This is a genomic window from Bacillus sp. S14(2024) (genome assembly GCF_050473785.1).
GTDB classification, from domain to species: domain Bacteria; phylum Bacillota; class Bacilli; order Bacillales; family Bacillaceae_G; genus Bacillus_A; species Bacillus_A yunxiaonensis.
On record NZ_JBFLUP010000006.1, the window covers coordinates 3,629,035 to 3,654,604 of the forward strand.

Consider the following 25,570-nt stretch of genomic DNA (forward strand, 5'->3'; position numbering starts at 1 on the left):
CTTTTTCATTTTTAGATAATTTTCATGTAATTATCCACATGGATAATTGTACCATTTCAGTTTAAGAATACTCGTCATTTTCATTTTTTTTACAATTTCTTATTATTAAATTAAAATTTCCTTTTATATATCTTTATAAATACTAAACCTAAATGGCATAATCTTCATGTATAAAATAACATTTTCTTATATAGAACTTTATCTTCTAATATCTAGAAATATTTGTAATATAAAAAGCCAGCCCGAAAGCTGACTCTTTCTTATCTCTCTATTCGTAGACAGAGAAAACCCTCACTGATGGAAGTTTCACTTTATTATCGCGTAAACTGCTCTTCTTCTGTAGATCCTTTTAATGCTGTTGTTGACGAAGTTCCACCCGTAATCACTTGTGCTACTTCATCAAAGTACCCTGTACCCACTTCGCGTTGATGACGCGTTGCAGAATAGCCGTATTCTTCCGCTGCAAATTCAGCTTGCTGCAGCTCTGAGTAAGCAGCCATGCCTCGCTCTTTATACCCGCGCGCTAATTCAAACATGCCGTAGTTTAAAGCATGGAAGCCAGCAAGTGTTACAAATTGGAATTTATATCCGTAAGATGCAATTTCTTTTTGGAAGTTTGCAATTGTTTTATCATCTAATTTTTTCTTCCAGTTAAAGGACGGTGAACAGTTGTAAGCTAATAGTTTTCCAGGGAATTTTTCATGAATTGCTGCTGCAAAGCGTTTCGCATCATCTAAATTCGGCTCGGATGTTTCACACCATACAAGATCAGCATACGGCGCATACGCTAAGCCGCGCGCAATCGCTTGGTCAAGTCCAGCTTTCGTACGGAAGAATCCTTCCGGTGTTCTTTCCCCTGTAATAAACGGTTTATCAACAGGATCGATATCACTTGTAATTAGGTCAGCTGCATCTGCATCCGTTCTTGCGATAATTAGTGTTGGTACTCCCATTACATCTGCTGCAAGACGTGCTGATACTAAATTGCGCACTGCCGTCTGTGTTGGTAGTAATACTTTTCCGCCTAAATGACCACATTTCTTTTCAGAAGAAAGTTGATCTTCAAAGTGAACACCAGACGCTCCTGCTTCAATCATCCCTTTCATAAGTTCAAATACATTAAGCTGTCCGCCAAAGCCAGCTTCTGCATCAGCAACAATTGGTACGAAATAATCAATATCACCGCTGCCTTCCATATGCTGAATTTGATCAGCACGCTGCAGCGTTTGATTAATACGCTTTACAACTGCCGGCACACTATTTGCTGGGTACAAGCTTTGGTCTGGATACATTTGACCCGCTACATTTGCATCTGCCGCTACTTGCCAGCCGCTTAAATAAATTGCTTTCAAACCTGCCTTTACTTGCTGCATTGCTTGATTCCCAGTTAATGCTCCCAGTGCATGAATATAATCTTCACTATGAAGAGAATCCCAAAGCTTTTTTGCACCGCGGTGTGCTAACGTATATTCAATATCAATCGATCCGCGCAAACGAATAACATCTTCTGCAGAATATGGGCGTGTAACTCCCTTCCAGCGTTTATCAAGCTCCCAGTTCTCTTGTAATTGCTGTACTCTTTCATTTACCATTTCTTCCATCCCCATTTCTTTATTATTTATCCGCTATTCGCGGGCAGTAAAACTCCAATAATGAAGACATCGCTTTATAAAATTTCATACCCTGGTAACGTTAAAAACGACTCAAATTCATCATCTCTAATAAGATTCATAAATAGTTTCGTAGCTTCTACAAATCGTCCTTTTTCAAAACGATCGCTGCCAATCTCTTGTTCTATTTTTGCTAACTCTTCTGCTTTGAACTGTTCTACTAGTGCAAACGTAATTTTTCTTCCATCCTCTAATTTTCCTTCCTCGTGACGAATCCATTGCCACACTTGTGCACGTGAAATTTCTGCTGTCGCTGCATCTTCCATTAAGTTATAAATTGGTGCTGCACCTCTGCCGCTTAGCCACGATGCAATATATTGAATTCCAACGCTAATATTTGTACGAAGACCAGTTTCTGTAATCGTTCCCACTGGAACTTCTAATAAATCTTGTTCTGTTATACAAATTTCTTCTCGTTTTCGATATATTTGATTTGATGTTGTCATAATGCGATCAAATACTTCCATCGCTACAGGTACAAGTCCCGGATGGGCAACCCAAGTCCCATCATGTCCATCACACGCCTCACGCTCTTTATCAGCACGCACCTTCTCGAATGCTGCTTCATTCGCTGCCGAATCGTTCTTAATTGGAATTTGTGCTGCCATCCCGCCCATTGCCGGTGCATTACGGCGATGGCACGTTTGAATCACACGCAAACAATAAGCGCGCATAAACGGAACACTCATCGTTACCTGTGCTCGGTCTGGAAGTAGAAACTGTTTATGATTGCGGAAAGTTTTTAAGAAGCTAAAGATATAATCCCAACGTCCGCAATTTAACCCTGCCGAATGATCCCGCAATTCATATAAAATTTCATCCATCTCAAATGAAGCGTGAATCGTTTCCAATAGTGCCGTTGCTTTAATTGTTCCATGCGGAATTCCCATGTATTTTTGTGCAAATACGAACACATCATTCCATAGTCTTGCTTCTAAGTAACTTTCCATTTTCGGTAAGTAAAAGTATGGGCCGCTTCCTTTTTTAATTAACGCCTTTGCATTATGAAAAAAGAACAACCCAAAATCTAATAAACTACCTGATATTTCTTCACTATCTACTAACATATGCTTTTCTTGTAAGTGCCAACCACGAGGGCGCACCATTAAAACAGCTGTTTGTTCATTGAGACGATATTCTTTCCCATTTGCATTGTTATATGAAATCGTTCCCTTAATTGCATCTCTTAGATTTATTTGTCCTTCAATTGCATTTTGCCATGTCGGTGCATTTGAATCTTCAAAGTCTGCCATAAAGACACGCGCTCCTGAATTCAAGGCATTGATAACCATCTTGCGATCAACCGGCCCTGTAATTTCTACGCGTCGGTCTTGCAAGTCATTCGGAAGCGGTGCAATCGTCCAATCACCCGCCCGAACATGTGCAGTTTCCTCTAAAAAGTGTAATAACTCTCCTGCATCAATTCTCTTTTGTTTTTCTACTCGTTTCTGAAGTAATTCTTTACGGCGCTCGTTAAAATTCTCATGCAACTCTTTTATAAATGTGAGTGCTTCTGGTGTCAAAATCTCCAAATACGCCGGTAATACTTCTCCAACGAGTGTGACCCGCGAAGTTTGTGTCGACATATTAGCATCTCCTTCTTTTCAAACTGTTTTATAACAGATTTGATTTTATGTTTATATTATATAACAAAAAATCAGAAAGGGAAGGAATTTTTTGAATATTTTAACAACATCTAAAAATTGGTTTATCCTTACATATCACATCACTTAATAACAAAATATAGAAATTATTTTGTACATAAAAAGCATAGAGTGTTGTACACCCTATGCTTTTTAAATATTTTATGAATTGTTCTTTCCCCTCATGTTTTGGAGCAGAAACTTATCTGTCTTCTTTCCAATGACCTTTATTTTCTTGTTTATTCTCTTTTTCCTCTTGTTTATGCTCTTTTTCTTGTTGTTTATATTCTTTTTTATACTGTTTTTCTTGTTGTTTATATTCTTTTTTATACTGTTTTTCTTCTTGTTTGTATTCTTTTTTATACTGTTTTTCTTCTTGTTTATACTCTTTATTGTTGTTTTCTTCTTGATGCCCATTATTACTTTTTGGTTGCTCGTATTGCTGCGGCTGCTGTTCTTGGGATTGCTTTTGTTCGTTTTTCTTTTGCTCCCCGTATCTTTCTTCCTTTACAGAAGACGAATTCGATGATGAATCCGGTGATGACTCTGGTTGCGAATGTATCTCCGGAGGATGTTCCTCCTGATTATACGACGGTGCAGGAGGAACAAGCGATTTCTTCTTCTCGTTCTCTTGCTGTATATAAACACCTATGCCGATCCCTTTTTTCTGAGCATTCTCCCGCACTTGCATCGTACTTTCTTGATATACGACTGGAACATGTTGTGCATCATACTCACTCTTTAACCCTTGCATAGCCTTCTGCAACTGCGGCTCTAGCGATTTTTCCTTGGCAACAGACGTTAACATAACTTGCTTGTCATTCGTTAAGTATCCATCCTCTTTACTCTGCTTTACAATGGTACGCACTACGTCCTGCAAAGATTGATTTTTCCATCGTTTCATTTCTTTTAAAATGCGTTTTCCATCATCATTACAAGCTCGCAAGTCTATAACACGAAGATCCTTTGTCACACTCGCCTCTAAGCTTGGATTAATATCAACAGAAACGTAAGCGAGTGCTTTTTCTTCTGGTTGGTTGAATAAAAACAGAAACACACATAGAACACAAGAAACAAGCAGCGATACAGGCTTTAAGAAAGAAGGGATTGAAAAACGCGGTACTCTTTGTTCTTGTTCGTTAAACGAGACTTCCTCTCCAATCATATAAGAGCGCGATGTTCTTTTACACGTGATAAACTCTCCATCTTGCGTTAAAACAACTACGTTGCGTTTTCGTATATCCATCACAATCCCTTTATTCATCATTCTTCCCCTCTCTTATATAATCAAGAATGTATGTATAGTTGTTTACAAAGATAATACACATTGCAATAATGTATTTTCTATGCCTCTCCAATGTTTTCCGGCTCGCTCTAACGCGCGGTTCAATTTGTTTAAGCGGTAATTTCCTCTTTCGGAACAACTCTTCTATCATTTCCTCTTCTTTTATGATAATCTTTGCAATTTCTATTAAGTGCTCACGCGTATCACGATGCTTGGGTGATTCCTTAGCAAGCTCAATAAACGTGATTTTAAACTCAGCTAGCACACCTTGAAAATGAAGAATTTCTTCCTTACGGTTACTATTTTCCATCTCTTTCATATACTCCGTAAGCGATGCCTGCATTTCTACCATTTCCTCTTGCTGGTCTTCTTTTAAAAAGACGAGATTATGCCTAGACTCCTTGCGTATATAGTCAATTACATCTCTTTTTATAAGAAGCTCAGCAAACGCAAAAAAAGATTTTCCTTTTTTATATGAATATTGTTCAATTGCTTGATTAAACGCAAACAATCCAATGCTATATTCATCATCCTGCTCCGTAATATACCTGCGGCAGACAGACGAGATTGATTTTCGAATAAAAGGTCTATACTGTGCGATAAAAGCTTCCTTATCTCCTGCGTTGTTTTGTATATCAAATACTATATCTTCTATCGCCGGCTTTTTTATGATTTTCATCACTAAACTTAACACTAGTAATCCCCCTCCCCCCTTTTGCCGCAAATGGCAAAATGGTCACTAAAGAAGTGACCATTATACCACATTTTCTTACTGCTTTTCTTTGTGCTTGTCTTCTTGCTTGTCGTGACCAACCTTTTTACCGTTGTCTTGATGATCATTATTTCCTTGATGATCATCATTTTCTGTTTGACCCTTTTTGTTTGATTGCTCATGCTTCTCATGGGAAACAGCCGGTTTATGTGCTGGTTGTGCCGGTTGTGCCGGTTGTGCCGGTTGTGCTGCGTGTGCCGGTTGTGCTGGCTGTGCCGGTTGTGCTGGCTGTGCTGGCTGTGCTGCTTGTTCTGATTGCGCTGCTTGTTCTGGTTGTGCTGGTTGTGCTGGTTGTGCTGGTTGTGCTGGTTGTGCTGGTTGTGCTGGTTGTGCTGGTTGTGCTAGTTGTGCTGGTTGTGTCGGTTGTGCTGGCTGTGCCGGTTGTGCTGGCGTTACTTCTGTATTTTGATCTGCTTTCTTGCTTTCTTTTGCAAGATCAGCCGCTTGTTTTTCTTGTGCTTTCTCTATTTTCGCTGCAATCTTTGCAAAACTCTTCTCTATATTTTTTGCAATCGCAGCTTTTGCTTTCGGATTTTTCACTTTATCAAGCACTTTTGCTAATGCTTCGATATTGTTTCCGATATGTACTTTTACTTTTTCCGTATCACTTTTTTCTTTGTTAGCAGGTTTTTTTGCTTCTTCTTTCTTTACATCAGTAGCTTTTTCTTCTGTTTTCTTTTCGTCAGTTGACTTTTCTGTTTCTGTTTTCTCTTTGTCAGCAGACTTTTCTGTTTCTTCTTTCTTTACTTCAGTAGATTTCTCTGCTTCTGTTTTCTCTTTGTCAGCAGGCTTTTCTGTTTCTTCTTTCTTTACTTCAGTAGATTTCTCTGCTTCTGTTTTCTCTTTGTCAGCAGGCTTTTCTGTTTCTTCTTTCTTTACTTCAGTAGACTTCTCTGCTTCTGTTTTCTCGTCTCCTGAAAGCTTGTCTGCTTTTTCTAAGTCCTCTGCTGCTTTTTCTAATGTATCTTGTGTAAGATCATCTTTTCCCTTAGTGTTTAATACATCAGCTTCAGCAATTCGTTCCGCAGCTTGCTCAGACAATAACTTCGCCTTTGCTAAATCGTTTGTCGCAAGAGCCATTTTAATATCTTCTACCATTGTTTTCACAAAATAAAAGAAATCGCCTTGTACTAAAGATGGTTTTTCTGTTTCCGTTGTTTTTACCGCGTCTTTGTTTTCAGCATACGCTGCTGTCCCCATTAGAAACGGACTGCATGCCATCATAGTTACCATAGAGCCTTTTAATAGTATCTTTTTCATGTTATTTTTCCTCCATTTGCTTTCTTCACTAATACATATTCGGAGGGAATGTAAATTTTATAGGGGTTAAAAAAATATTTTTTTATAAAAAACAATTATTTCAAACAGAAAAAGCTGACATTTCGTCAACTTTTTCATAGCTTCATATGTAAAAATACTCACAATCATTTTATGCCGTTTCATCCCACACAGACCAAGCAGCTTCGAACATATTTCCATCTAAATCCCAAAAATAAAAATACTTAGCTTCGTTATTTCCTAGTGTTACAATTTCTTCTACTCTTACATCTTTTTCTTGTAAAGCACGGTACGTCTTTTCAATGTTAAAACAGTTCATCGAAAAAATAGGAAACGGTAAACCATTTCGTACATATTGACCTGCTGGTTCATTTTCTGTTTCAAATAGTAAGAGCGCAACTTTCCGTAATCCTCCAAAGTGAAATACCGCTACTTCTGAATTTTTATATTCTTTTCGATCAACAAATTGTGCTTTTCGTTCTAGACCTAATACGCGTTCATACCATTGCACTGCTTTTTCAAGATTTCTTACCGGAACATAAACATGACCCACTCTACTAAATAAATCTTTTTCCATAAAACCTTCCTCTCTTTCTATTTTTCATAATTTATATTCTCTGACCGAACGTTAGCTCCCTTTGAAAAGAACAAAAGAATTACTCTTTTAAGGAGTAATTTTTTCTACCATCCGTAAACTTCTTACAATATAAAATATCATTGTACTAAATAATACAATGAGAAATATAACAAGGGAAACAGTAGAAAACCCGACTTCTCTTTGCATAGCAAATTGTGCATTTTCCCAAGTACTATATACGCCAAATATAATAATCTCAAGTTGTAACCACCCTAATAATGTACGCGAGTGAATATATAATCGCTGTTTTTGTTCTTCTGTAACATGAGGAGGGTAATTAAATAACTCAGGAAAACGAATTAAAACATGAAATAAGATATATAATCCTAGACCAACAATCGGATGAATAAAAATATTCCCTCTTCCGCCAAATCCATCCGCTTCTCCGTTAAATCCGAAATGAGTTGGAATCGTATGTGATAAAGATGACCAAATGAATCCAATATATACAAGCATCCCAACTATTCCAATAAGTGACAAACCATCTAGCCACCTTTCAAGATTTGTTTTCGCAACAATCTTTTTCATCCCTATCCCCCCTTACTCTTTTTATTTTACTATATTTTCCATAATCGAAAGAAGAATATCTTATTCTTATTTTTCATAAACAATCTTTATTTTTTTATAAACAGCATACAATGAGAATAAAAATAAAATAGAGGTGAAGACCATGCCCGCAATTGTTGACAGCATTATCATTTCAAATTGTAAGGGGAATGTAAATTTAGGTGACAAATACAATGTAACTCCTCTATTCCGAAATAAAGAATATCATGGTTCTGGATCATCAAATACAGCAAAAACATTAAAAGTTTTTAATGGGGTTAGTACCGCAAATGTATTCGATAATGATCTAAGTGATCAAGATACAAAATTTACACTGTAACAAGAAAAGAACAAGTAGATTCTAATAAACATCTACTTGTTCTTTTCAAATTTTGGTCTTAATAAAGTAAAACTTCCATCAGTGGGGTAATGCGGGAGAAATAATTGCTGCTCTTAACAATTATTTCTTTTTATATTCCTCAAACGTATGAATTCTCTCAAAAATTGGCGGATGCGTATACAAGAAAAATTTCACCAAAGCCGGCGGATTCACTTGACTTAAACTCGTCTTTGATAAATATTGAAATGTTTTGACCCCCGACTGATTATCCTTCGTCATGTCTAATGCATATTGATCAGCCGCTCTCTCTTCAATGCGCGATACGTAATTTGTCGCAGGACTTACCGCAAAGGAAAGCATAGAAGATACAAGGAAAAATAGTGGTAAAACTGAGAAACTGGCTGTTTTAGAAATATGCAGTGTATCTCCCCACTTACGAATACACGCTTGAATAATGCGGTAAATGAGATACATACCAACGAAAGTTAAGACAATATAACTTCCAACGCCCCAATATATATGCTTCATCACGTAATGACCCATTTCATGCGCCATAATAAATAATATCTCTTTATCTTTTAACTGCTCGAGTGTTGTATCCCATAAAACGATGCGAGAATTTGAGCCAATCCCCGTTACATATGCATTTAACGCGTTTGTTTTCTCTGACATATTCACTTCATACACATGCTCCGCTGGAATCTTTGCTTTATCTGCTAATGTTAATATCTTTTTTTCGAGCTCCTTATTATGCAGCGTAGAAAAATGATTATATAGCGGATCAATAACGACCGGCTGAATGAACGTTAAAAAGATAGTAAATGGAACTGAAAGCGCCCAGCCATATAGCCACCAACGCTTCGGATATTTTTTAATCAGCCATAATAGCACAGAAACAACGAGAAACATAAGCAAAAAGTTTATCCAGAAATCCAGTACATGTTCCTTTATCCAATTTGCTGTTGATTGTGTAGAAATACCATAATCAACAGACACTTGGTGACTAATCCATTGCAACGGCAATGCTAGCGCTGTTGTCACTAACGATAAATAAAACAAGTAAATCGCAATTTGTAGTACCCGTACTTTCGTTGTCTCTTTCGCCCATTTTTCAAACCGCTTTGATACACCAAAAACAAGTACGAATAATAAAACAACCCATTGCAGCGGCGTCGCTAAGAAAAATAATAAATTTTTTACTCGAGAATAATCTTGGCTAAGCGTCAGCTCCCTTGCGTTCATAAATGTTGCTGGATCTGCACTCGTTCCTTTGTACATTTCTGGTACCATCTCATGATTCCATCCAAACAAGTACCAATATATAAATAAAGCAAATAGGGCATACAAAAAAAGTGTCCACCTTATAACTTTTCGCATATTTTTTCCTCCTCATCGCTGCCTGTCTATTATTATTGTAGTTCGTTCCTCGAAAAATAGAACAAGCTAATCCGATGAATTGTCATGTAATATTCACTCATCCTCCCTTATTTTTCAGATTTTTCTTATAAAATAAAATTGGGAGGGATTGGTATGAAAAAACTATATATTACATTTACGTTAGGACTTATTATTGCAATCGGTATTGGCATTTTTTATTTTACCAGTTACCGAAAAGCATCAGCAGAGATGCCAAAAGGAATTATCATGGAGGATGTAAATGGAACAGCAGTATCATTTGATATGCTGCCAAAAAAATTAAAATTAGTAGAGTTTATGTATACAAAATGTCCGGATATTTGTCCTGTTACAACATATAAAATGAAACATTTACGAGATGAACTTGTAAAAGAGAAAGTTTTCGGAACAAAAATCGAATTTATTACGATTACCATTGATCCGAAATATGATACGAAAGAAGTGCTAGAAAATTACTCCAAAACGTTTGATATGAAACAAACGAAAGGTTGGCATTTGCTGCGCGGTGATGAAGAAGAAACGAAACAACTAGCCGAATCTTTTAACTTCCGCTACCGTGATCCTGGAAGCGGTCTTTACATTCATACTTCAAATTCTTATCTATTAGATGAAAATAATCGTTTAATCGAAGTATTTGGCATGGGAGAGCGGGGGTTTGATAGTAAGAAAGTGTTAGAGAAAATTAAAAAGGCAATGTAAAAAAGTTTCCTAGCATCTAGGAAACTTTTTTTATGTGTACTTTTAATTTTTCTTTTGAACTGGCAGCCAAATCTCCAGTTGTACAAGATCGTGCTTATCAGCATGAGAGCGCTCATCGTATAATTCAAACTCGACAACGCCGGAATGCTCATAGCCAGAATGCGGGAACCACTCTGTAAAGATTGCATTCCACGTTTGCTGAATCGATGGTACCATTTCTTCCTCGGGAACTTTTGGTGTTGTAAATACAGCGTACGTTGCTTCAGGGAATGTGCGGCACGTCAACTCACTTGATACACCATCAAAGCTTGTTACTTCCATTCCAATAATATACGTAATCTCACCTGTTTCCAAATTAAAATCCGTACACATCCCTAACTCAACGAACTCATTCGTATGCTTACGGTTTGGAATGTTTTCCGACAAATTATTTTGCAAATAATGTTGCCACATCGCTGGGATATCTGTTAGATTTTTTCCGTCTTTACCCGTTGTCTTCATTTCATATCCAATTACTTGAAAAGCTGGCTTTGTTTCTATACGAAATTCCATTTTGATTCCCCCTAAATACGGATTAAATTTGCGCTGCATTACATTCACTTTGGAATATAACGGCGTTCGAATCTCTTGCTTTCGATATGCACTCGGCGTCATATGAAACAGCTTTTTGAAGGCGCGTGTGAACGTTTCATGAGATTGAAAGCCATGCTCTAATGCAATATCAAGAATTTTCTCCTCTGTATGAGAAAGGTGATAAGCTGCCCGGGCTAGCCTTCTCTTTCGTACATACTCCATTACAGAGTCTCCTACGAGTGCTTGAAACACGCGATGGAAATGAAACTCTGAAAATCCTGCAATGCGAGCAAGATTCGCTAACGTTTGCTTTTCCATTACATCTTCTTCAATAGAATCGATTACCTTTTGAATTTGTATTTCATAGCTTTCCATCTCTGTTCACCTGCCTTATATGTATTATGATAAAGAAGAATGGAATTTTCTTCTTGATGTTTTTTGCTTTTATTATATGAAATTTTGTAACTTTTTTGAAATAAATTCGTTGTTATAGATGAGGAGTTTTTTATTGTTAAGTATGTATTAGTGGTTGGGATTGATATGATAAAACCTCTGTCAATAATTTAACAGAGGTTTTATCTTTCCTAATTTATTTTGCTCTCTTCTTTTTTAGGTTTCTAAATATAATCTCTAACGTTACTAATGAGATGAATCCTATAGATAGTTGTAAACCTGTAAAGAGAAGTTTATCATTTTGAGGAATGTCAGACGCACTCCACATCAATACAGGTGGAAAAAGTATACCAATGATTACAAGAATTCTCACTATCTTGCTCATTTTATTTTTCTCCTATCATATTTTTAGAAGCTATATTTCTTTTTTGAACTTATTTACATTTCTAATAACTTTTCACGTAATACTAACTCACTTTCATTCATATAACCTCTATGCATCTCCTCCACAATCCTATCATGATTAAAGCATAATACTTTTTCATCACCTAAATAACCAATAGGATAAGGAACACCTACATAGTCAAAATCACGTTTATCTGCTGAGACGACCATTCTTCCAATAATCATAATGATTGGTTCTACATCTTTGAGTTTAACTACTGAACCGATAGGTAATAGTTTCATTTTATATTCTCCCTCTGTTTTTTAAATTGGTTATTTCCCCCAACAGGCAGTATTCATAATACAATTTTATAAAAACAGCTGTAATAAGTCTCTTTTTTAACTGTTCTAAACATCTTCTCCATATGTTCTAAATTTCATAAATACGCCACTATAAAAATATTTCACCACTAAGTTAATAAATCATAGAGTTTTATTGTTTTTTCCTATTTTTATGTATCTAAATATATATTCTAACAATATTATCAAAGTAAACCCCACAGATAATTGGATATCTGTAAAGATGATCTTTTCTTTTTGAAAAGCGGCGGAGACAATCCATATATCACCATAATAAGGATGAATATCCCAATAATGATAATGATTTTTAACGATTTTCTCATGTCTTGCTTTCTCTCATCTTATAGTAAAGCTTATTTATTCTTAATTTTATTAAATATCCATTCATACAATTTATTAGTACTAAGTGCGAATACTCCTAGAATAATAACAAAAATAATAAATAAAATCTTTTTAGGTAATTCATAGGGAGATATAATAGCAACTATAAGAAATATAGCAATTGCAACATATGTAATAATCTTCCCCGCCTTAAATGGCTCCATGTTATTTTTCCTCCTCTGGTTTTTCAAATTTAATAAAGCCGCCCAAACCGAAACCTTCTCCTGGTCCAACATATCCACCCGTTTCTCGTCCAAAACGAAGTTTGTAACCGAATGACCCTAAACCCAATTCTCCTGTTGCTATTACATCTTTATCTCCTATGAACGGAATAAATTCTGGAATATGAAAGAGATTTAACGCTACTTCGTACTTATTTGTAGTAAGCTCAGCTTCGGTTTTCAGTGTATATTGTTCCACACCAGATGCGAAATTTCCCTCGAAAAACTTTTGGGTAATTGTAATATCCTTCATAAAAACACCAATAGGAGTAAGAATAGGAGCTTGTATTTTATATGAATTCTCTAGAGCAGAGCCTTCTATTTTTCCACCAATAATATTCCCTGCAAATAAATCATCCTTGGCAGCGTCAAAAGAATAAGGGAGATTTATGTCTATTTTTCCAGATAAAGCCTTCATGTTAAACTCTCCATTTTCTCCGACACTATTTTTCACATCTGCTACAGTACCCTCTAAAGTTCCACCTACTCGATCTCCATCTTTCCATTCTGCTTTACCTTGTAAAAACTTCACATTTTTTTGAGAATTTAGTTTATCAGCTTTCCGCAGTTTATCAGCTTTCCGCGCTTTATCTTCTGTAATTTTTTGAATAGATGCCGTCCACCCCATATTCAACTCTTGCGTACTAAATGTACCGCTGGTGGCATTAAAACCTTTTCCACTTTGAACTTCCGCAAGACCTTGAGCGACGCTAGCGGCTAGTTGAAGTGCTGTATCATAATTATCACTAGATGTTTGATTGAATTCATACAGACGTTTTAGCAATTCTTCAAGCTTTCGTTTCATCGCATAATAAACCTGTAGCATCGCCTGCGCACCTGGCATGTTTTCACTTATTGCTTCCAGCGCTGCTATCATTTGCTCAAGCTCTTTAATTTGTTTTAGTACTTTTTGTTCGATAACATCTGTCGAAGCGACTTGTGATTGAAAATTATTCGGAAAAGCATCATTTTGGCGAATTAATTCTTCACACAAATAAATAATCCCTTGAGCTAAAGGACGAAAGGTTTGTGCAAAGAATGTTTTTGCACTATCATAAGTTTGTCCTTGCAAAACAGCATCGAATACAAAAGCATCAATTGAATTGATGACTTGTTCCATCCCTTGAATGGTGGCAATACACATATCATTCATACTTTTTGTTTGGGTTTGTACTTCCCCTAGGTACATATCTAAACTCATGAATTCACTTCCCGTGCTAAGTTTTGCCTTTGATAATAAAGGTCGTTTTCTAGATCACTCAAGTTTTTTTTCTCTTTTAGCAACGTTTCTTTTTTGTCTTCCAATTCATAGGTGAGTTTTCGTTCGATTTGTTGTGCATCTTGACGCATATTGTGAAAGAAATGTCTCAGTTCTCTATCGTTGTGCCAAGTTTCTAAAATGCCGTCAAACAAACGGCAGCTTCGACCTTTCCATTCATAAAAATCTGCTTCCATTTGTTCTTGCCTTTGAATCGCGAGTTGATTTTGATGTTGTTCTTCGGATAAACTTCTTAATTTGTGATTCAGTTGATCAATCTGTTTTTCGAGACCTTGATTCATCTTTTCCCTCCTACTTTTTCGCGTTTGTGTAGGTTGCCATATCGGCTAAAGGATCTTTTCTGAAAGGAGCATGATTAAAATTCTTTTGAAGTTCGTTATCCATACGCTCAAACTCTTGGGCTGCAGAATGAATGTTGTTAACCCCTTGTTGAAAGGCAGCATAAAATTGCTTGGTTAAGTCTAAGGTTTGTTGATTGACTTCTTGTGCTTTGGAGTTAACAGACAATGTTGTACGTTCCGACTTGGTTATGGATTTATTTGTCGCATTTTGAATCGAATCAGAAGCCGTCCCCATTTGCGTAGCGATTTGTTCTGCCGTTTGAAAATTACTTTGAAATTGTCCCATCGCTTGCATCCTCTCCATCTTTTGAATAAATCCTTGCAACTTATCCTTGGTAAATCCCTTCTCTAAGCGATTCAAAATATATTCGAGCTTAGGATTCACACTTATATTGACGGTTTGTTTTGCTTGTTATCCCAATTCATTGAGAGGCTATGTATTCTGTTTGATTATATAATTCTTTATATACCTAAGGTGTATTTTACATTTCTCACTGTCTTTACCTCCTGTTACAAACATGCAGGCCTTATCTTTCCTTGTATCATACCAACCCTTCTTTATATACCAATTAACATGTAAATTATACCATATTTGAATAATACTAGCTTGTGTAAATTTACATCATAATAAATCCAAAGATAGTAGATAGTCCAAAACAGAATAGGTACCAAGAATACATAATATCGTCTATCTGCTGAAAGATAATAAAGTAAGAACAGTGCAATGATAAGAGCGGGAACTAATAGTATAAAATACTTTTTTTTGTGCATTTTCTCACTCCCTCCAAACGAGTATTCCTTTATTTTCGAGCTTTCATTTTAATCAAATATCAATAGAATTATGTGCCATAGCTAATAGAAAAGAAAGCTGCCTATCAGCAGCTTTCCTCTTTATCTATTATAATTTCCCTAATTCACTACCAAGAAATTTCGCAATCTCTAACATACCGTATTTGCCAACAACTGCTTCAGCGTCAGCATTATAGTTTGTGTTCGTATTAATATCATAAGTGAAAATTTCACCATCAGCATTTCGAATGAACTCAATGCCAGCGATCGCTATATTGTTAGCAGCCAAAACAGCTTCATATTTTTGAATAATTGGGTCATTAAATCCTTCAATGATTTGAAACTTCGGTTTTTCCGGAGCTTTCTCTCCAACTGGACAGAACAAATCGCCAATTTGACAAGCATCAGCTGGGCATAATTCAAAACCTTTTGATGTATCTACTTGTACGGCATACACAAACTTTCCGCCCACAAACTCGCAACGCGTAATATAAGGCTCAGGAGCTTGAATATATTCTTGAATCAGTGTAATACCATCTACTGGCTCTTCAAATGCTGCACTTTCTACATAATCTTTTAAAGAAGCAACAGACTGGAACAGTTGAACGCCTAATCCTTTTCCAGCACGGTTATGCTTCGTAATAAATGGACGTCCTTCAAATTGAGCTGCCGCTTCTATAATATGCTCCTTCCCAACAGCCGCAATTGTCTTTGGTGTACGAATTCCTTGAGCGTTTAGTGCCATATATTGTGCAACTTTACTTACTTCAAGCTGCAATGCTCTGCTTCCGTTGAACACCTTTCGATTATGTCGTTCTAACCAAGCAAGTACAGCAGCAGTAAGCTCCGGTGCAAAACGGTGATCTCTCGTATGAGAAGAAGCGCTCATTCGGTTATAAAATACACCTTCTGGCGGAACAGCAGAAAGATCAACAATCCCTTCGTCTAAATGCCATTCTTCATATGGAAGTCCAAGTTCTTCCAACCTTTTTATAAGATGAGTTGTCCACTCTTTATTTTCATGAATAATGTGAATTTTCCCCACAGAAATACCCTCTTTCTAGATGTAATAGTTTCATTATACTATTTTTACTACTCAGCAAAATAATAATTTTGCGATAAAATTATAGCATAAATAAAAAACGAAAGATGACAAAGCATCTTTCGTTTTTTACTAAATGAATAGCTAATTTAAATCACAAAATCCTCTGGAACAAACACTTTCACTTCTTTCGGGCGCACATATACGACCTCGTCTGCCCGAACATGTAACTGCGCAAACTGCTCCTTGCCTACTTCCGCTTCTAAGTACTCTTCCGTTCCTAAACGCTGCAATTCAATATATACAACCGGACCGACTGCATGTATATATGTTACTCTTGCTTGAATTGCATCTTCACTTTGTTTTGTACGTTCAATAGACAACTGATGCGGACGTACATAGGCAATCGCATCTGTATCTGAAACATGCGTATGTTCCGGCGCCTCTAATTCAATAGATCCTAAATTCAGTTTTCCTTTATGAACACGACCATGAAATAAATTTACATTTCCAAGAAAGTCATATACAAATGGGCTAGCTGGATTATCATACACATCTTCTGGTGTCCCCATCTGTTCGATGCATCCTCCATTCATAACAACAATTCGATCAGCAACATCTAGCGCTTCCTCTTGGTCATGTGTAACAAACACACTTGTAATATGAAACTCATCATGTAATTTCCGGAGCCATCTCCGCAACTCTTTACGTACCTTTGCATCCAATGCACCAAACGGCTCATCTAGAAGCAAAATCTTTGGTTCAACTGCCAAAGCTCTTGCTAAGGCAACACGCTGCCTTTGACCACCTGATAATTGAGCGGGATAACGCGCCGCAAAACCATCCATCTTAACAAGTCTTAGTAACTCAAGAACCTTTTCTTCTATTTCTGCTGGAGACGGTCTTAATTTCTTTTTTCTTACTTTCAATCCAAAAGCCACATTTTCAAATACATTCATATGTTTAAAAAGAGCATAATGTTGAAACACAAAACCAACTTGTCGATTTTTCACATGAGTATGAGTTAAATCTTCCCCATCAAATAAGATTGACCCTTGATCTGCTTGTTCTAGTCCTGCAATAATTCGTAATAACGTCGTTTTCCCAGAACCAGATGGGCCTAACAGCGCAACGAGTTCCCCTTTCAGAATTTCTAAGTTAATTTCCCGCAGAGCTTGAAACGTACCATATTGCTTCCATACATTATGAATTTGAATACTCACCCTATTCCATCTCCTTTCTTATCTATTAACGTCCTTTCCATTCAATCCAGTTCTTTATAATTAACGTAACAACCGCAAGCAGTGACATTAAAGAAGCAACGGCAAATGCAGCGGAAAATTGATATTCGTTATATAAAATTTCAATATGAAGCGGCATCGTATTCGTAACACCTCGCACATGTCCCGATACAACAGAAACGGCTCCAAATTCTCCAATCGCACGGGCATTACATAAAATTATGCCATACAGTAAACCCCATTTTATATTCGGCAGTGTAACGCGCAAAAACATTTTCCAGCCGCTTGCTCCTAGCGATAAAGCTGCCTCTTCTTCACTTGTACCTTGTGCCTCCATAACAGGAATTAATTCGCGGGCTACAAATGGGAATGTCACAAAAATAGTGGCAATTACAATACCAGGCACAGAAAAAATAAGCTTCACGCCATGCTCCATTAGCCATGCCCCTAGCTCACCGCGAGGCGTAAATAATAATACAAAAACTAACCCGGCAATAACCGGTGAAACAGCAAAGGGGAGTTCAATAAGCGATAAAAGAAGCTGTTTCCCTCTAAACCGAAATTTTGTAATAAGCCATGCTGCTGCCACACCAAATATCGTATTAAGCGGAACAACAATTAGAGCAACAATAATCGTTAAACGAATCGCAGAAAATGCTTCACTATCTGTAATTGCTGCAATGTACACATCTATTCCATGTTCAAATGCTTTCATGAAAATCGTAATTAACGGTAACAGAAGAAATAAAGATAAATATATAATTGTCACCGCAATCAAAATAATGCGGATTACTTTGGATTCTGCAATAGGTACAGGTGTCTGAACTGTTCTTTGTTTTATTGGTTTAAATAATGACGGTTCCATCCTTTCGTCCCCTTTCTATTCATTTCGCAATCCACGTTTTTGACTCCAGCCCTGAATGATATTAATAGTAAAAAGGAAGAAAAGAGAAACAATCAGCATGACAGCCGCCACAGCTGTCGCACCTGCATAATCATATTGCTCAAGTTTTGTCATAATCATCAGCGGAGCAATTTCTGTTTTGAACGGCATATTTCCGGCAATAAAGACAACAGATCCGTATTCCCCTAGCGCCCTTGAAAAAGCTAGCGAAAATCCTGCTAATAAAGCAGGAAAAATTTCTGGAAAAACAACTTTCCAAAATACTTGTAAACGTGATGCTCCTAAACTGGCCGCTGCTTCTTCCACTTCCTTATCAATATTTTGTAATACAGGCTGAACCATACGCACAACAAAGGGTAAGCCAATAAAAGTTAGAGCAACGATAATACCAAGTGGAGTAAAGGCTATTTTTATATGAAACACATCAAAAATTTTTCCAACCCAGCCGTTTTGAGAATACAAAGTAGTAAGCGTAATACCAGCAACAGCTGTTGGTAAAGCGAAAGGCAAATCAATTAATCCATCAAGCAGCCGTTTTCCCGGGAACGAGTAACGAACAAGTACCCAGGAAATTAATAGACCAAAACAAACATTTATAATCGCCGCTGCAAGTGAAGTTATAAAACTAATTTGATAAGCATGCAATACTCTTCCACTTGTGATAACTTGAAAGAATTTGCTCCATCCTAACTGAGAAGTTTGAATAAAAACGATAGATAATGGTATTAGGACAAACAAACTTACATATAACATCGTAAATCCAAGAGAAAGCCCAAATCCGGGTAAAATTTGCCGCTGCTTCCTACTCTTCTTCCTCACATTCTTTCACCTCATTGCGTCATCTATCTAAATCCATTTTAATGTTCCGACTCATAAGTTACTGCTATACAGCATGCAATATGATCGCTACTTGCTTGCTCCTTTTGTTTTAAACCTTGCATGTGGCAGGAAAAGGCCCCGACCGCTTCTATGCATGGCCAGATGCTCTCTTCCCCCTAAAAAGAAAGGGGTTCTTATGTCGGTTTTTAATTTGTATTTATATACTTCTATTATTTTTGATAGATTTTATCAAAGACACCCCCATCATTGAAATGCGTTTCTTGCGCTTTTTTCCACCCTCCAAACACTTCATCTACTGTAAACAATTGTACTTTCGGGAACTGTGATGCATATTTTTCAACTACCTTTTGATCTCGAGGACGGTAAAAGTTTTTTGCCGCAATCTCCTGTCCTTTCTCCGTATATAAATATTCGAGATATGCTTCCGCTACTTTACGTGTTCCCTTTTTATCAACCACTTTATCCACGACAGCCACTGGAGGTTCAGCAAGAATACTGATAGATGGTGTAACAATTTCAAACTTGTCTTTCCCCAGCTCTTTTTGTGATAGTAATGCCTCATTTTCCCAGGCGATAAGAACATCCCCAATCCCTTTCTCTACAAAGGTATTCGTTGCACCGCGCGCACCTGAGTCTAACACCGCTACATTTTTATATAGCTGACTTACAAATTCTTTTGCTTTTTCTTCACTATTGTTGTGCTTCTTTAATGCATATCCCCATGCCGCTAAATAGTTCCAGCGAGCTCCTCCTGATGTTTTTGGATTTGGTGTAATAACAGAAACCCCTTTCTTTGTTAAATCATCCCAATCTTTAATCCCTTTCGGATTTCCTTTTCGCACAAGAAATACGATAGTAGACGTGTATGGAGTTGAGTTATTAGAAAAACGTTTCTGCCAATCTTCAGATATCAGCTTCTTCTTGCTAATCGCGTCAATATCATATCCCAGTGCCAGCGTCACAACATCTGCTTCTAGTCCATCAATGACTGAACGCGCTTGACTGCCTGAGCCTCCGTGAGATTGTTTCACGGTAACCGTCTCACCAGATTTTTCTTTCCAATACTTTGCGAAATCTTTGTTAAAATCTTGATACAATTCCCGAGTTGGATCATAAGATACATTTAAAAGTTCAATAGACTTTCCTGATTCCGATTTACTAGTAGATGTTGTCGAAGCACATCCTGATAACAGAAACAACGTCGATAACAAAACGCCCGCTCCCTTTGTAATTGATGTTTTCCCCCACAGCTTCATCTATGCCCCTCCTTGTTTTATACAATAGAAAAAAGGCACACAATCTTTTCACAAAGTGAACGTTGTGCGCCTTCAGTTTCTCTGATCAGCTTCTATTGTTTAACTTTTCAATTATTTCTCTTTATTCTAAATACACAATTCCTATATGTCAACTAAGAATTCAAACAATTATTCCATGACAATTAGCAAAAAAATAGCAGCTCTAATATGACGAGCTGCTATTTTTTGTTATGCTTTCACCGCTTTTTCTTTTAACGCCCTTCTCAAAATCTTTCCTGTCGTATTTTTCGGAAGCTCCTCTAGAAACTCAATACTGCTTGGCACTTTATATTTGGCAAGATGCAACGAACAGTACGCCATAAGCTCTTCCACTGTAACAGCATTCGTTTTCGGTACAACATATGCTTTCACTGCTTCACCTAAACTTTCATCTGGAACACCGATTACAACTACTTCAGCAACAGCTTCATGCATATATAGCACTTCTTCTACTTCGCGCGGGTAAACGTTATAACCGCCAACAAGGACGATATCTTTTTTCCGGTCTACAATATAAAAGTAACCTTCTTCATCCATTTTTGCTAAATCACCTGTATACAGCCAGCCATCACGAATTGTTGCGGCTGTATCTTCCGGCGCTTTGTAATAACCCTTCATCACGTTGGGGCCGCGAACGATTAATTCCCCAACTTCGCCAACTGGTACTTCCTCACCCATTTCATTTACAACTTTGTTTTCCACATTCTGAACATTCGTTCCAATTGAACCAGGCTTACGCGGACGATCAAGCGGATTGAAACAAGTGACAGGTGATGCCTCTGATAATCCATATCCTTCTGAAACGATAACACCAAATCGTTGTTCAAAGTTTTTTAGTAAGGCAACAGGCATAGACGCACCGCCAGAAATACAAAAACGAAGCGTATGAACATCTTCTGCACTGGCGTCCTCATGCAAATGTAAATAATTATACATTGTTGGTACTCCAGCGAATATAGTAGCCTCATATGTACGACAAATGCGAAATACTTCTTTCGGGCTAAACTTTGGCAGCATTAAAATCGTTGCCCCGTTTACAATTGGCGCATTAACAGCAACCGTTAAACAAAATACATGGAACATCGGAAGAGCTGCAATTACACGATCATGCTCTGAATACTGTAAATACGAAGCAACATCGCTTGCATTACTGTATAAGTTTTTGTGTGTTAACATTGCCCCTTTTGGCTTTCCTGTCGTTCCAGATGTATATAATATAACGGCGACATCTTCTTCTTGTATATCTGGACCTTGAAAAGCAAGATCTCCGCTCGCTACTAAATTCGTAAACGTTTTCATTTTTTCGGTTTCTTTATGAGTTGAATCTGCTGAGGTTTCACAAATGATGATGTTCTCGATAGAAGGAAGTCTTGATGTAAGTGATTGCATAACTGGTAGAAGGATGTCGAGTGTGATGATTGCTTTAACGTCTCCATTTTGTAAAATGTAATATAGTTCATCTGGTGTATAAATTGGGTTGATTGGAATAACGGTGGCTCCTGCACGCATTGCCCCGTATAAACCGATTAAAAAGTGCGGTGAATTCCCAACAATTAATGCGACATTGTCTCCTTTTCCAATGCCCATATTTGCTAAACTACTAGAAAACTTTTTGACTAATCCGTTAAATTGGTCATAAGAAACCGACTGATCCTGAAAAATATAAGCCGGCTTGTCCCCTTTCTTTTTCACCGTTTCGGCTAATCTTTGAACGAGATTCACAAAACCCCCACCTTTTATAAAATTTTAAAAATTCTAAATACATTATATTAAAAGAAAATTAAGGGTGCAAGTTACATTTCATGAAACAAATATAAAAAACAACCATACGTCAGATTAACGAGCTCGGTTTAGGAGTACAAAAACTTTATTAAACAATCAATTTTCGGTTCAAATCGCACAGGATTTGAACCTTTTGTTTTTGTTGGTTTAATTAGGTTTTTTGGTAATTGATGTATAAATTAGCATACTAATTAACAGAGTGACAATGTTCAATGTCATATGTGCGAAATGCATGCTAAAATTAGTTCCAAATATTATTGCTAAAACATAAGTGAATTTGATGAGGTGAATAAGGATGAACTTTATTAAACCGAAAAACAATTTGATTTGAACAATATAATTTATTTTAAATAATTATAAAAGAGCTTGGAATCCCAAGCTCTTAATGTTTTTTATTGGTTATTGGTGTTTCATTACTTCAAAGGTTTAGCAATAATTACTTTATAGTAACACCCAAAATTTTGGCAACAGTATTTAGGTTATCTCGATTCACTTTGATGAGTTCTGCAATTTTTGTGTTATTTTTGCTCGTTATGGCATCTTGCAGCTCATCGTATTTTCCGTGAATGTCTTCAGCATATGTTTTGCCCTTTTTCTCTGTTAATGGAGGTAGAATTGCAGCATGAAATTCATCGTGAAGATTACCAGCAAGAGTAGTAGCAGACGTATAATCTCCCTTGTTAACATCTTGCTCAATTGTTGTAAAGCCATTAAGTTCATCTTGGAATGCTTTCGCTAAAGATTGTTGATTCCCCATTTCCATTCCTTTCATCGAGTTATCCTGGTCGGATTTTGGAGCTTGACTACTTTGGTTAGACTTATTATTGTTTTGTGACGTTCCACAACCTGCAAGACTTAGTGCTAGTAGTGCTCCTAGAATTACTGCAAATCTTTTTTTATTCATTTTTTCCCCTTCTTTTTTTGATTATTAAATTTACCCACATCCAAATTCCTGAGATACTTAGCACAATCATGCATATTGCTCCTAAATCGGTAAGCCAAACTATTGAAGTGTTCCCAACACTACCAGAATGTAAGGCAAAAATAAACTTTTGCAACTCGAACGCAGTATTGGAAGCATAACCAATAAGAGAACGGTGATTTAGCAAGATTCCAGTAATGGACATAATTAGAACTAACAAAGAACCAATTAATCCAGCGGTATGGTGTACCATTTTTAAAATTTTATACATAGTAACACTCGCATTTTTTTATAGTATTTACGTGATTTAATATATCATATCTATTTTTAAAAAAATAATGGAAAACCCTGCAAAAATTAATCCAATAAAGTAGACAAATAGCTACAAAGTGATTATTCAGTACTGTTGGATATTATCTCCATTAAATAACGTCTTTATTAATCTGGACATAACGTAATTATCAAATTAGCTCGATTGGCGTATTTTCTTTCTAAAATTATACCAATTAATTTGTTATTTGTACTACGAAATAGCAATAAAAAAGGTATGCGAAATCATCTGCGATTTGGCATACCTTTTCATATGTTTTTTAATGTTTGTACATCAAAACTGAACTACTTAACGTAAGATAAGGCTGTTTCTTATATCATTAAAAGAATAAAGATAAGAAATCTTCTTTTGTTATATTACCAAAATAACGTGGCACTTCTACATCTGCTAGCGCCTCAGCAAATGCCTCCTTATCAAACACCTTACCTCTTAAACGCTCTTCAATGTCATGTACATCTTCAACACCAAAGAAGTCCCCGTAAATCTTACATTCAGAGACTACACCTTTTTGTACTTCTAACCGAACATCTACTTGTCCAACTGGGAAACGGTGTGAATGCTGCAAATTAAATTTTGGAGATTTTCCGTAGTTCCAATCCCAATTTCGATAACGTTCTTCTGAGATTTTATAGATTTCTTTCCAATCTTCTTCCGTTAATTCATATGTTGGAATTTCACTTTCGCCTTCAAAAATATTTTCTAAAAGGAGTTGTTTAAATTCTTCAATTGTAATTTTCTCATTTAAAAATTCTGTAATGTTTGCAACGCGGCTGCGAATGGATTTAATTCCTTTTGATTGAATTTTATCCATTTTTACATTTAATGCCGATACAACATGGTCAATTTCAGAATCAAATAATAACGTACCGTGACTAAACATACGACCTCTTGTCGCAAACTGAGCGTTACCAGAAATTTTTCTTCCTTCCGCTAAAATATCGTTACGACCGCTTAATTCTGCGTTAATCCCTAATTTTCCAAGCGCTATTGTCACCGGTTCTGTAAACCTTTTAAAATTGTTAAAACTATCTCCGTCATCTTTCGTAATAAAGCTAAAGTTTAAATTTCCTAAATCATGATACACAGCACCGCCACCAGAAAGACGTCTTACAACGTGAATGCCCTTTTCACGCACATAATCCGCATTAATTTCTTCTACTGTGTTTTGATTCTTTCCAATAATGATAGACGGCTCATTAATATAAAACAGTAAATACGTTTCGTTAATATTTAAGTTTTTCACACAATATTCTTCAATTGCTAAGTTAATCGTTGGATCTGTAATTCCTTTATTATCAATAAATAACATCGTTTCACCTCAAGATTCCCAAACGTAACCGCTATGAGCAAGCACCGTGCGGCCGTTAAAAATTTGTTTTGCTTCCGCTACTAGATCGGATAAATTTCCTGTATGCGGCAAATGGGTTAAAAGCAGCTCTCCTACATTTGCTTGTTTTGCAATTTCTCCTGCTTCTGTACTATTCATATGCCCAGCTTTTGATCCATCTTGATGCGCATACATGTTACATTCACAAATAAATACATCTGCATTTTGTGCAAATGAAACAAACTTTGGCATGTAACTAGAATCTGCCGTATATACAACAGTTTTCTCACCTGCTGTAATTCGCATTGCAAAACATATAGCAGGATGCACTGTTTGTAAGAAAGAAATGGAAAATGGACCAATTTGTAATGTGTCCGCTGGGTTGTAAGGAACCCCTTTTGTATACGGTATATGTGTTAACGATGCAAACCCTTTTGCATCAAAGGTATGGCCATAAATCGGCAGTTCTGGTAATACACCATTTGTCATGCTTGTAATTAAGCGAGCATATTGGAGTACTCCAATATCAGCAACATGATCGTGATGATAATGTGATAACAGAACAGCATCTATATCAGAAGGCGTTATGTATTTTTGAAGCTGTGCTAGTACACCGCTGCCACAGTCGATAAGTAAACGAAAGCCATCATGTTCAAATAAATATCCAGACGTTGCCTCTCCCGCTTCCGGAAAACCGCCCCAAAAGCCAACAACTGTCATTTTCATATGTATTCATCCTTTCTAATTCACTAATCATTGTTTTACATACCTTGTTTCACTTTCTATTCTACATTCTTAACTATAATGGATTTTCTACACATTTTCATTATTTTCAAATTTGTTATAAAACAGTTGTTGACTTTAATCATTTGTACTAAT

26 protein-coding genes and 1 pseudogene are annotated in these 25,570 nt (G+C 36.6%); 2 read left to right on the top strand and 25 right to left on the bottom strand.

Annotation, left to right across the window (positions count from 1 at the left end):
• Window positions 1-314: 314 nt before the first annotated feature.
• The 7 genes from aceA to AB1279_RS18530 all read right to left on the bottom strand — a co-directional run bounded on the left by aceA (window position 315) and on the right by AB1279_RS18530 (window position 7,813).
• Window positions 315-1,592 (bottom strand): isocitrate lyase, encoded by a 1,278-nt coding sequence (gene aceA / locus AB1279_RS18500; protein WP_429760261.1) that lies wholly within the window; start codon window positions 1,590-1,592, stop codon window positions 315-317.
• Between the two features lie 74 nt (window positions 1,593-1,666).
• A complete protein-coding gene (aceB, locus tag AB1279_RS18505) occupies window positions 1,667-3,256 on the bottom strand; it encodes a malate synthase A (protein ID WP_429760262.1) in 1,590 nt (529 codons plus the stop codon).
• Window positions 3,257-3,515: 259 nt separating this feature from the next.
• Entirely contained in the window at window positions 3,516-4,577 is a 1,062-nt protein-coding gene (locus AB1279_RS18510) for an anti-sigma factor domain-containing protein (RefSeq protein WP_429761473.1), read from the bottom strand.
• Window positions 4,570-5,292, bottom strand: coding sequence for an RNA polymerase sigma factor SigI (sigI, locus tag AB1279_RS18515; protein WP_429751494.1), 723 nt, complete (start codon window positions 5,290-5,292; stop codon window positions 4,570-4,572). The genes AB1279_RS18510 and sigI overlap by 8 nt, the downstream gene beginning before the upstream one ends.
• A 75-nt stretch (window positions 5,293-5,367) precedes the next feature.
• A complete protein-coding gene (locus AB1279_RS18520) occupies window positions 5,368-6,630 on the bottom strand; it encodes a DUF5667 domain-containing protein (protein WP_429760264.1) in 1,263 nt (420 codons plus the stop codon).
• Between the two features lie 169 nt (window positions 6,631-6,799).
• Complete coding sequence (locus tag AB1279_RS18525; RefSeq protein ID WP_429760265.1) at window positions 6,800-7,225, bottom strand: VOC family protein; 426 nt, start codon at window positions 7,223-7,225, stop codon at window positions 6,800-6,802.
• An 87-nt stretch (window positions 7,226-7,312) separates the two neighbouring features.
• Window positions 7,313-7,813: a DUF1648 domain-containing protein gene (locus AB1279_RS18530; protein ID WP_429760266.1), complete on the bottom strand. Its 501-nt coding sequence runs from the start codon at window positions 7,811-7,813 to the stop codon at window positions 7,313-7,315.
• Between the two features lie 142 nt (window positions 7,814-7,955).
• Between AB1279_RS18530 and AB1279_RS18535 the strand changes: the two genes are divergently transcribed.
• Window positions 7,956-8,171: a spore germination protein gene (locus AB1279_RS18535; protein ID WP_429760267.1), complete on the top strand. Its 216-nt coding sequence runs from the start codon at window positions 7,956-7,958 to the stop codon at window positions 8,169-8,171.
• A gap of 120 nt (window positions 8,172-8,291) precedes the next feature.
• On the opposite strand, the gene AB1279_RS18540 is transcribed toward AB1279_RS18535, so the two are convergent.
• A complete protein-coding gene (locus AB1279_RS18540; protein ID WP_429760269.1) occupies window positions 8,292-9,548 on the bottom strand; it encodes a M48 family metallopeptidase in 1,257 nt (418 codons plus the stop codon).
• A gap of 153 nt (window positions 9,549-9,701) precedes the next feature.
• Between AB1279_RS18540 and AB1279_RS18545 the strand changes: the two genes are divergently transcribed.
• Window positions 9,702-10,286 carry an SCO family protein gene (locus tag AB1279_RS18545; protein WP_429760270.1) on the top strand — a complete coding sequence of 195 codons (585 nt, stop codon included), beginning with the start codon at window positions 9,702-9,704 and terminating at the stop codon, window positions 10,284-10,286.
• A gap of 42 nt (window positions 10,287-10,328) precedes the next feature.
• Here the strand turns inward: AB1279_RS18545 and AB1279_RS18550 are convergent, their stop codons facing one another.
• The 17 genes and pseudogenes from AB1279_RS18550 to AB1279_RS18630 form a co-directional block, all read right to left on the bottom strand.
• Entirely contained in the window at window positions 10,329-11,234 is a 906-nt protein-coding gene (locus tag AB1279_RS18550) for an AraC family transcriptional regulator (protein ID WP_429760272.1), read from the bottom strand.
• Between the two features lie 214 nt (window positions 11,235-11,448).
• Entirely contained in the window at window positions 11,449-11,637 is a 189-nt protein-coding gene (locus tag AB1279_RS18555; RefSeq protein ID WP_429760274.1) for a hypothetical protein, read from the bottom strand.
• A gap of 53 nt (window positions 11,638-11,690) precedes the next feature.
• A complete protein-coding gene (locus AB1279_RS18560; RefSeq protein WP_429751509.1) occupies window positions 11,691-11,939 on the bottom strand; it encodes a DUF4176 domain-containing protein in 249 nt (82 codons plus the stop codon).
• A gap of 410 nt (window positions 11,940-12,349) precedes the next feature.
• Entirely contained in the window at window positions 12,350-12,541 is a 192-nt protein-coding gene (locus tag AB1279_RS18565; protein ID WP_429751511.1) for a hypothetical protein, read from the bottom strand.
• A 1-nt stretch (window position 12,542) separates the two neighbouring features.
• The gene (locus tag AB1279_RS18570) at window positions 12,543-13,799 is read right to left on the bottom strand and encodes a T7SS effector LXG polymorphic toxin (protein WP_429760275.1); all 1,257 of its coding nucleotides are present in this window, start codon (window positions 13,797-13,799) and stop codon (window positions 12,543-12,545) included.
• Complete coding sequence (locus tag AB1279_RS18575) at window positions 13,796-14,158, bottom strand: DUF3958 family protein (protein ID WP_429760276.1); 363 nt, start codon at window positions 14,156-14,158, stop codon at window positions 13,796-13,798. Before AB1279_RS18575 ends, AB1279_RS18570 begins: the two co-directional genes overlap by 4 nt.
• 76 nt (window positions 14,159-14,234) lie before the next feature.
• Window positions 14,235-14,504 (bottom strand): annotated as a pseudogene (locus AB1279_RS18580) (TIGR04197 family type VII secretion effector); the annotation flags it as partial.
• Window positions 14,505-15,116: 612 nt separating this feature from the next.
• Entirely contained in the window at window positions 15,117-16,052 is a 936-nt protein-coding gene (locus AB1279_RS18585; protein WP_429760277.1) for an alpha-L-glutamate ligase, read from the bottom strand.
• A 146-nt stretch (window positions 16,053-16,198) separates the two neighbouring features.
• Complete coding sequence (locus AB1279_RS18590) at window positions 16,199-17,272, bottom strand: sulfate/molybdate ABC transporter ATP-binding protein (RefSeq protein WP_429760278.1); 1,074 nt, start codon at window positions 17,270-17,272, stop codon at window positions 16,199-16,201.
• Between the two features lie 25 nt (window positions 17,273-17,297).
• Window positions 17,298-18,155: a sulfate ABC transporter permease subunit CysW gene (gene cysW, locus AB1279_RS18595; RefSeq protein ID WP_429751520.1), complete on the bottom strand. Its 858-nt coding sequence runs from the start codon at window positions 18,153-18,155 to the stop codon at window positions 17,298-17,300.
• Window positions 18,156-18,170: 15 nt separating this feature from the next.
• On the bottom strand, window positions 18,171-19,013 hold the full coding sequence (cysT, locus tag AB1279_RS18600) for a sulfate ABC transporter permease subunit CysT (RefSeq protein ID WP_429760280.1): 843 nt from the start codon (window positions 19,011-19,013) through the stop codon (window positions 18,171-18,173).
• A 230-nt stretch (window positions 19,014-19,243) separates the two neighbouring features.
• Entirely contained in the window at window positions 19,244-20,290 is a 1,047-nt protein-coding gene (locus tag AB1279_RS18605; protein ID WP_429760281.1) for a sulfate ABC transporter substrate-binding protein, read from the bottom strand.
• 228 nt (window positions 20,291-20,518) lie between these two features.
• Window positions 20,519-22,051 (bottom strand): fatty acid--CoA ligase family protein, encoded by a 1,533-nt coding sequence (locus tag AB1279_RS18610; protein WP_429760282.1) that lies wholly within the window; start codon window positions 22,049-22,051, stop codon window positions 20,519-20,521.
• Window positions 22,052-22,547: 496 nt separating this feature from the next.
• On the bottom strand, window positions 22,548-23,015 hold the full coding sequence (locus AB1279_RS18615) for a hypothetical protein (RefSeq protein ID WP_429760283.1): 468 nt from the start codon (window positions 23,013-23,015) through the stop codon (window positions 22,548-22,550).
• A complete protein-coding gene (locus AB1279_RS18620; RefSeq protein ID WP_429760285.1) occupies window positions 23,008-23,304 on the bottom strand; it encodes a hypothetical protein in 297 nt (98 codons plus the stop codon). Before AB1279_RS18620 ends, AB1279_RS18615 begins: the two co-directional genes overlap by 8 nt.
• A 379-nt stretch (window positions 23,305-23,683) precedes the next feature.
• The gene (locus tag AB1279_RS18625; protein WP_429760286.1) at window positions 23,684-24,673 is read right to left on the bottom strand and encodes a lipoate--protein ligase; all 990 of its coding nucleotides are present in this window, start codon (window positions 24,671-24,673) and stop codon (window positions 23,684-23,686) included.
• Between the two features lie 9 nt (window positions 24,674-24,682).
• Window positions 24,683-25,417 carry an MBL fold metallo-hydrolase gene (locus AB1279_RS18630; protein WP_429760287.1) on the bottom strand — a complete coding sequence of 245 codons (735 nt, stop codon included), beginning with the start codon at window positions 25,415-25,417 and terminating at the stop codon, window positions 24,683-24,685.
• Between the last annotated feature and the right edge of the window lie 153 nt (window positions 25,418-25,570).

Excerpts from the sequence above, each read along its gene's own strand:
- aceA (WP_429760261.1), bottom strand. The coding sequence starts at position 1,592 with ATGGTAAATGAAAGAGTACAGCAATTACAAGAGAACTGGGAGCTTGAT.
- aceB (WP_429760262.1), bottom strand. The coding sequence starts at position 3,256 with ATGTCGACACAAACTTCGCGGGTCACACTCGTTGGAGAAGTATTACCG.
- AB1279_RS18510 (WP_429761473.1), bottom strand. The coding sequence starts at position 4,577 with ATGAATAAAGGGATTGTGATGGATATACGAAAACGCAACGTAGTTGTT.
- AB1279_RS18520 (WP_429760264.1), bottom strand. The coding sequence starts at position 6,630 with ATGAAAAAGATACTATTAAAAGGCTCTATGGTAACTATGATGGCATGC.
- AB1279_RS18525 (WP_429760265.1), bottom strand. The coding sequence starts at position 7,225 with ATGGAAAAAGATTTATTTAGTAGAGTGGGTCATGTTTATGTTCCGGTA.
- AB1279_RS18530 (WP_429760266.1), bottom strand. The coding sequence starts at position 7,813 with ATGAAAAAGATTGTTGCGAAAACAAATCTTGAAAGGTGGCTAGATGGT.
- AB1279_RS18535 (WP_429760267.1), top strand. The coding sequence starts at position 7,956 with ATGCCCGCAATTGTTGACAGCATTATCATTTCAAATTGTAAGGGGAAT.
- AB1279_RS18540 (WP_429760269.1), bottom strand. The coding sequence starts at position 9,548 with ATGCGAAAAGTTATAAGGTGGACACTTTTTTTGTATGCCCTATTTGCT.
- AB1279_RS18545 (WP_429760270.1), top strand. The coding sequence starts at position 9,702 with ATGAAAAAACTATATATTACATTTACGTTAGGACTTATTATTGCAATC.
- AB1279_RS18550 (WP_429760272.1), bottom strand. The coding sequence starts at position 11,234 with ATGGAAAGCTATGAAATACAAATTCAAAAGGTAATCGATTCTATTGAA.
- AB1279_RS18555 (WP_429760274.1), bottom strand. The coding sequence starts at position 11,637 with ATGAGCAAGATAGTGAGAATTCTTGTAATCATTGGTATACTTTTTCCA.
- AB1279_RS18560 (WP_429751509.1), bottom strand. The coding sequence starts at position 11,939 with ATGAAACTATTACCTATCGGTTCAGTAGTTAAACTCAAAGATGTAGAA.
- AB1279_RS18565 (WP_429751511.1), bottom strand. The coding sequence starts at position 12,541 with ATGGAGCCATTTAAGGCGGGGAAGATTATTACATATGTTGCAATTGCT.
- AB1279_RS18570 (WP_429760275.1), bottom strand. The coding sequence starts at position 13,799 with ATGAGTTTAGATATGTACCTAGGGGAAGTACAAACCCAAACAAAAAGT.
- AB1279_RS18575 (WP_429760276.1), bottom strand. The coding sequence starts at position 14,158 with ATGAATCAAGGTCTCGAAAAACAGATTGATCAACTGAATCACAAATTA.
- cysW (WP_429751520.1), bottom strand. The coding sequence starts at position 18,155 with ATGGAACCGTCATTATTTAAACCAATAAAACAAAGAACAGTTCAGACA.
- AB1279_RS18605 (WP_429760281.1), bottom strand. The coding sequence starts at position 20,290 with ATGAAGCTGTGGGGGAAAACATCAATTACAAAGGGAGCGGGCGTTTTG.
- AB1279_RS18615 (WP_429760283.1), bottom strand. The coding sequence starts at position 23,015 with ATGAATAAAAAAAGATTTGCAGTAATTCTAGGAGCACTACTAGCACTA.
- AB1279_RS18620 (WP_429760285.1), bottom strand. The coding sequence starts at position 23,304 with ATGTATAAAATTTTAAAAATGGTACACCATACCGCTGGATTAATTGGT.
- AB1279_RS18625 (WP_429760286.1), bottom strand. The coding sequence starts at position 24,673 with ATGTTATTTATTGATAATAAAGGAATTACAGATCCAACGATTAACTTA.
- AB1279_RS18630 (WP_429760287.1), bottom strand. The coding sequence starts at position 25,417 with ATGAAAATGACAGTTGTTGGCTTTTGGGGCGGTTTTCCGGAAGCGGGA.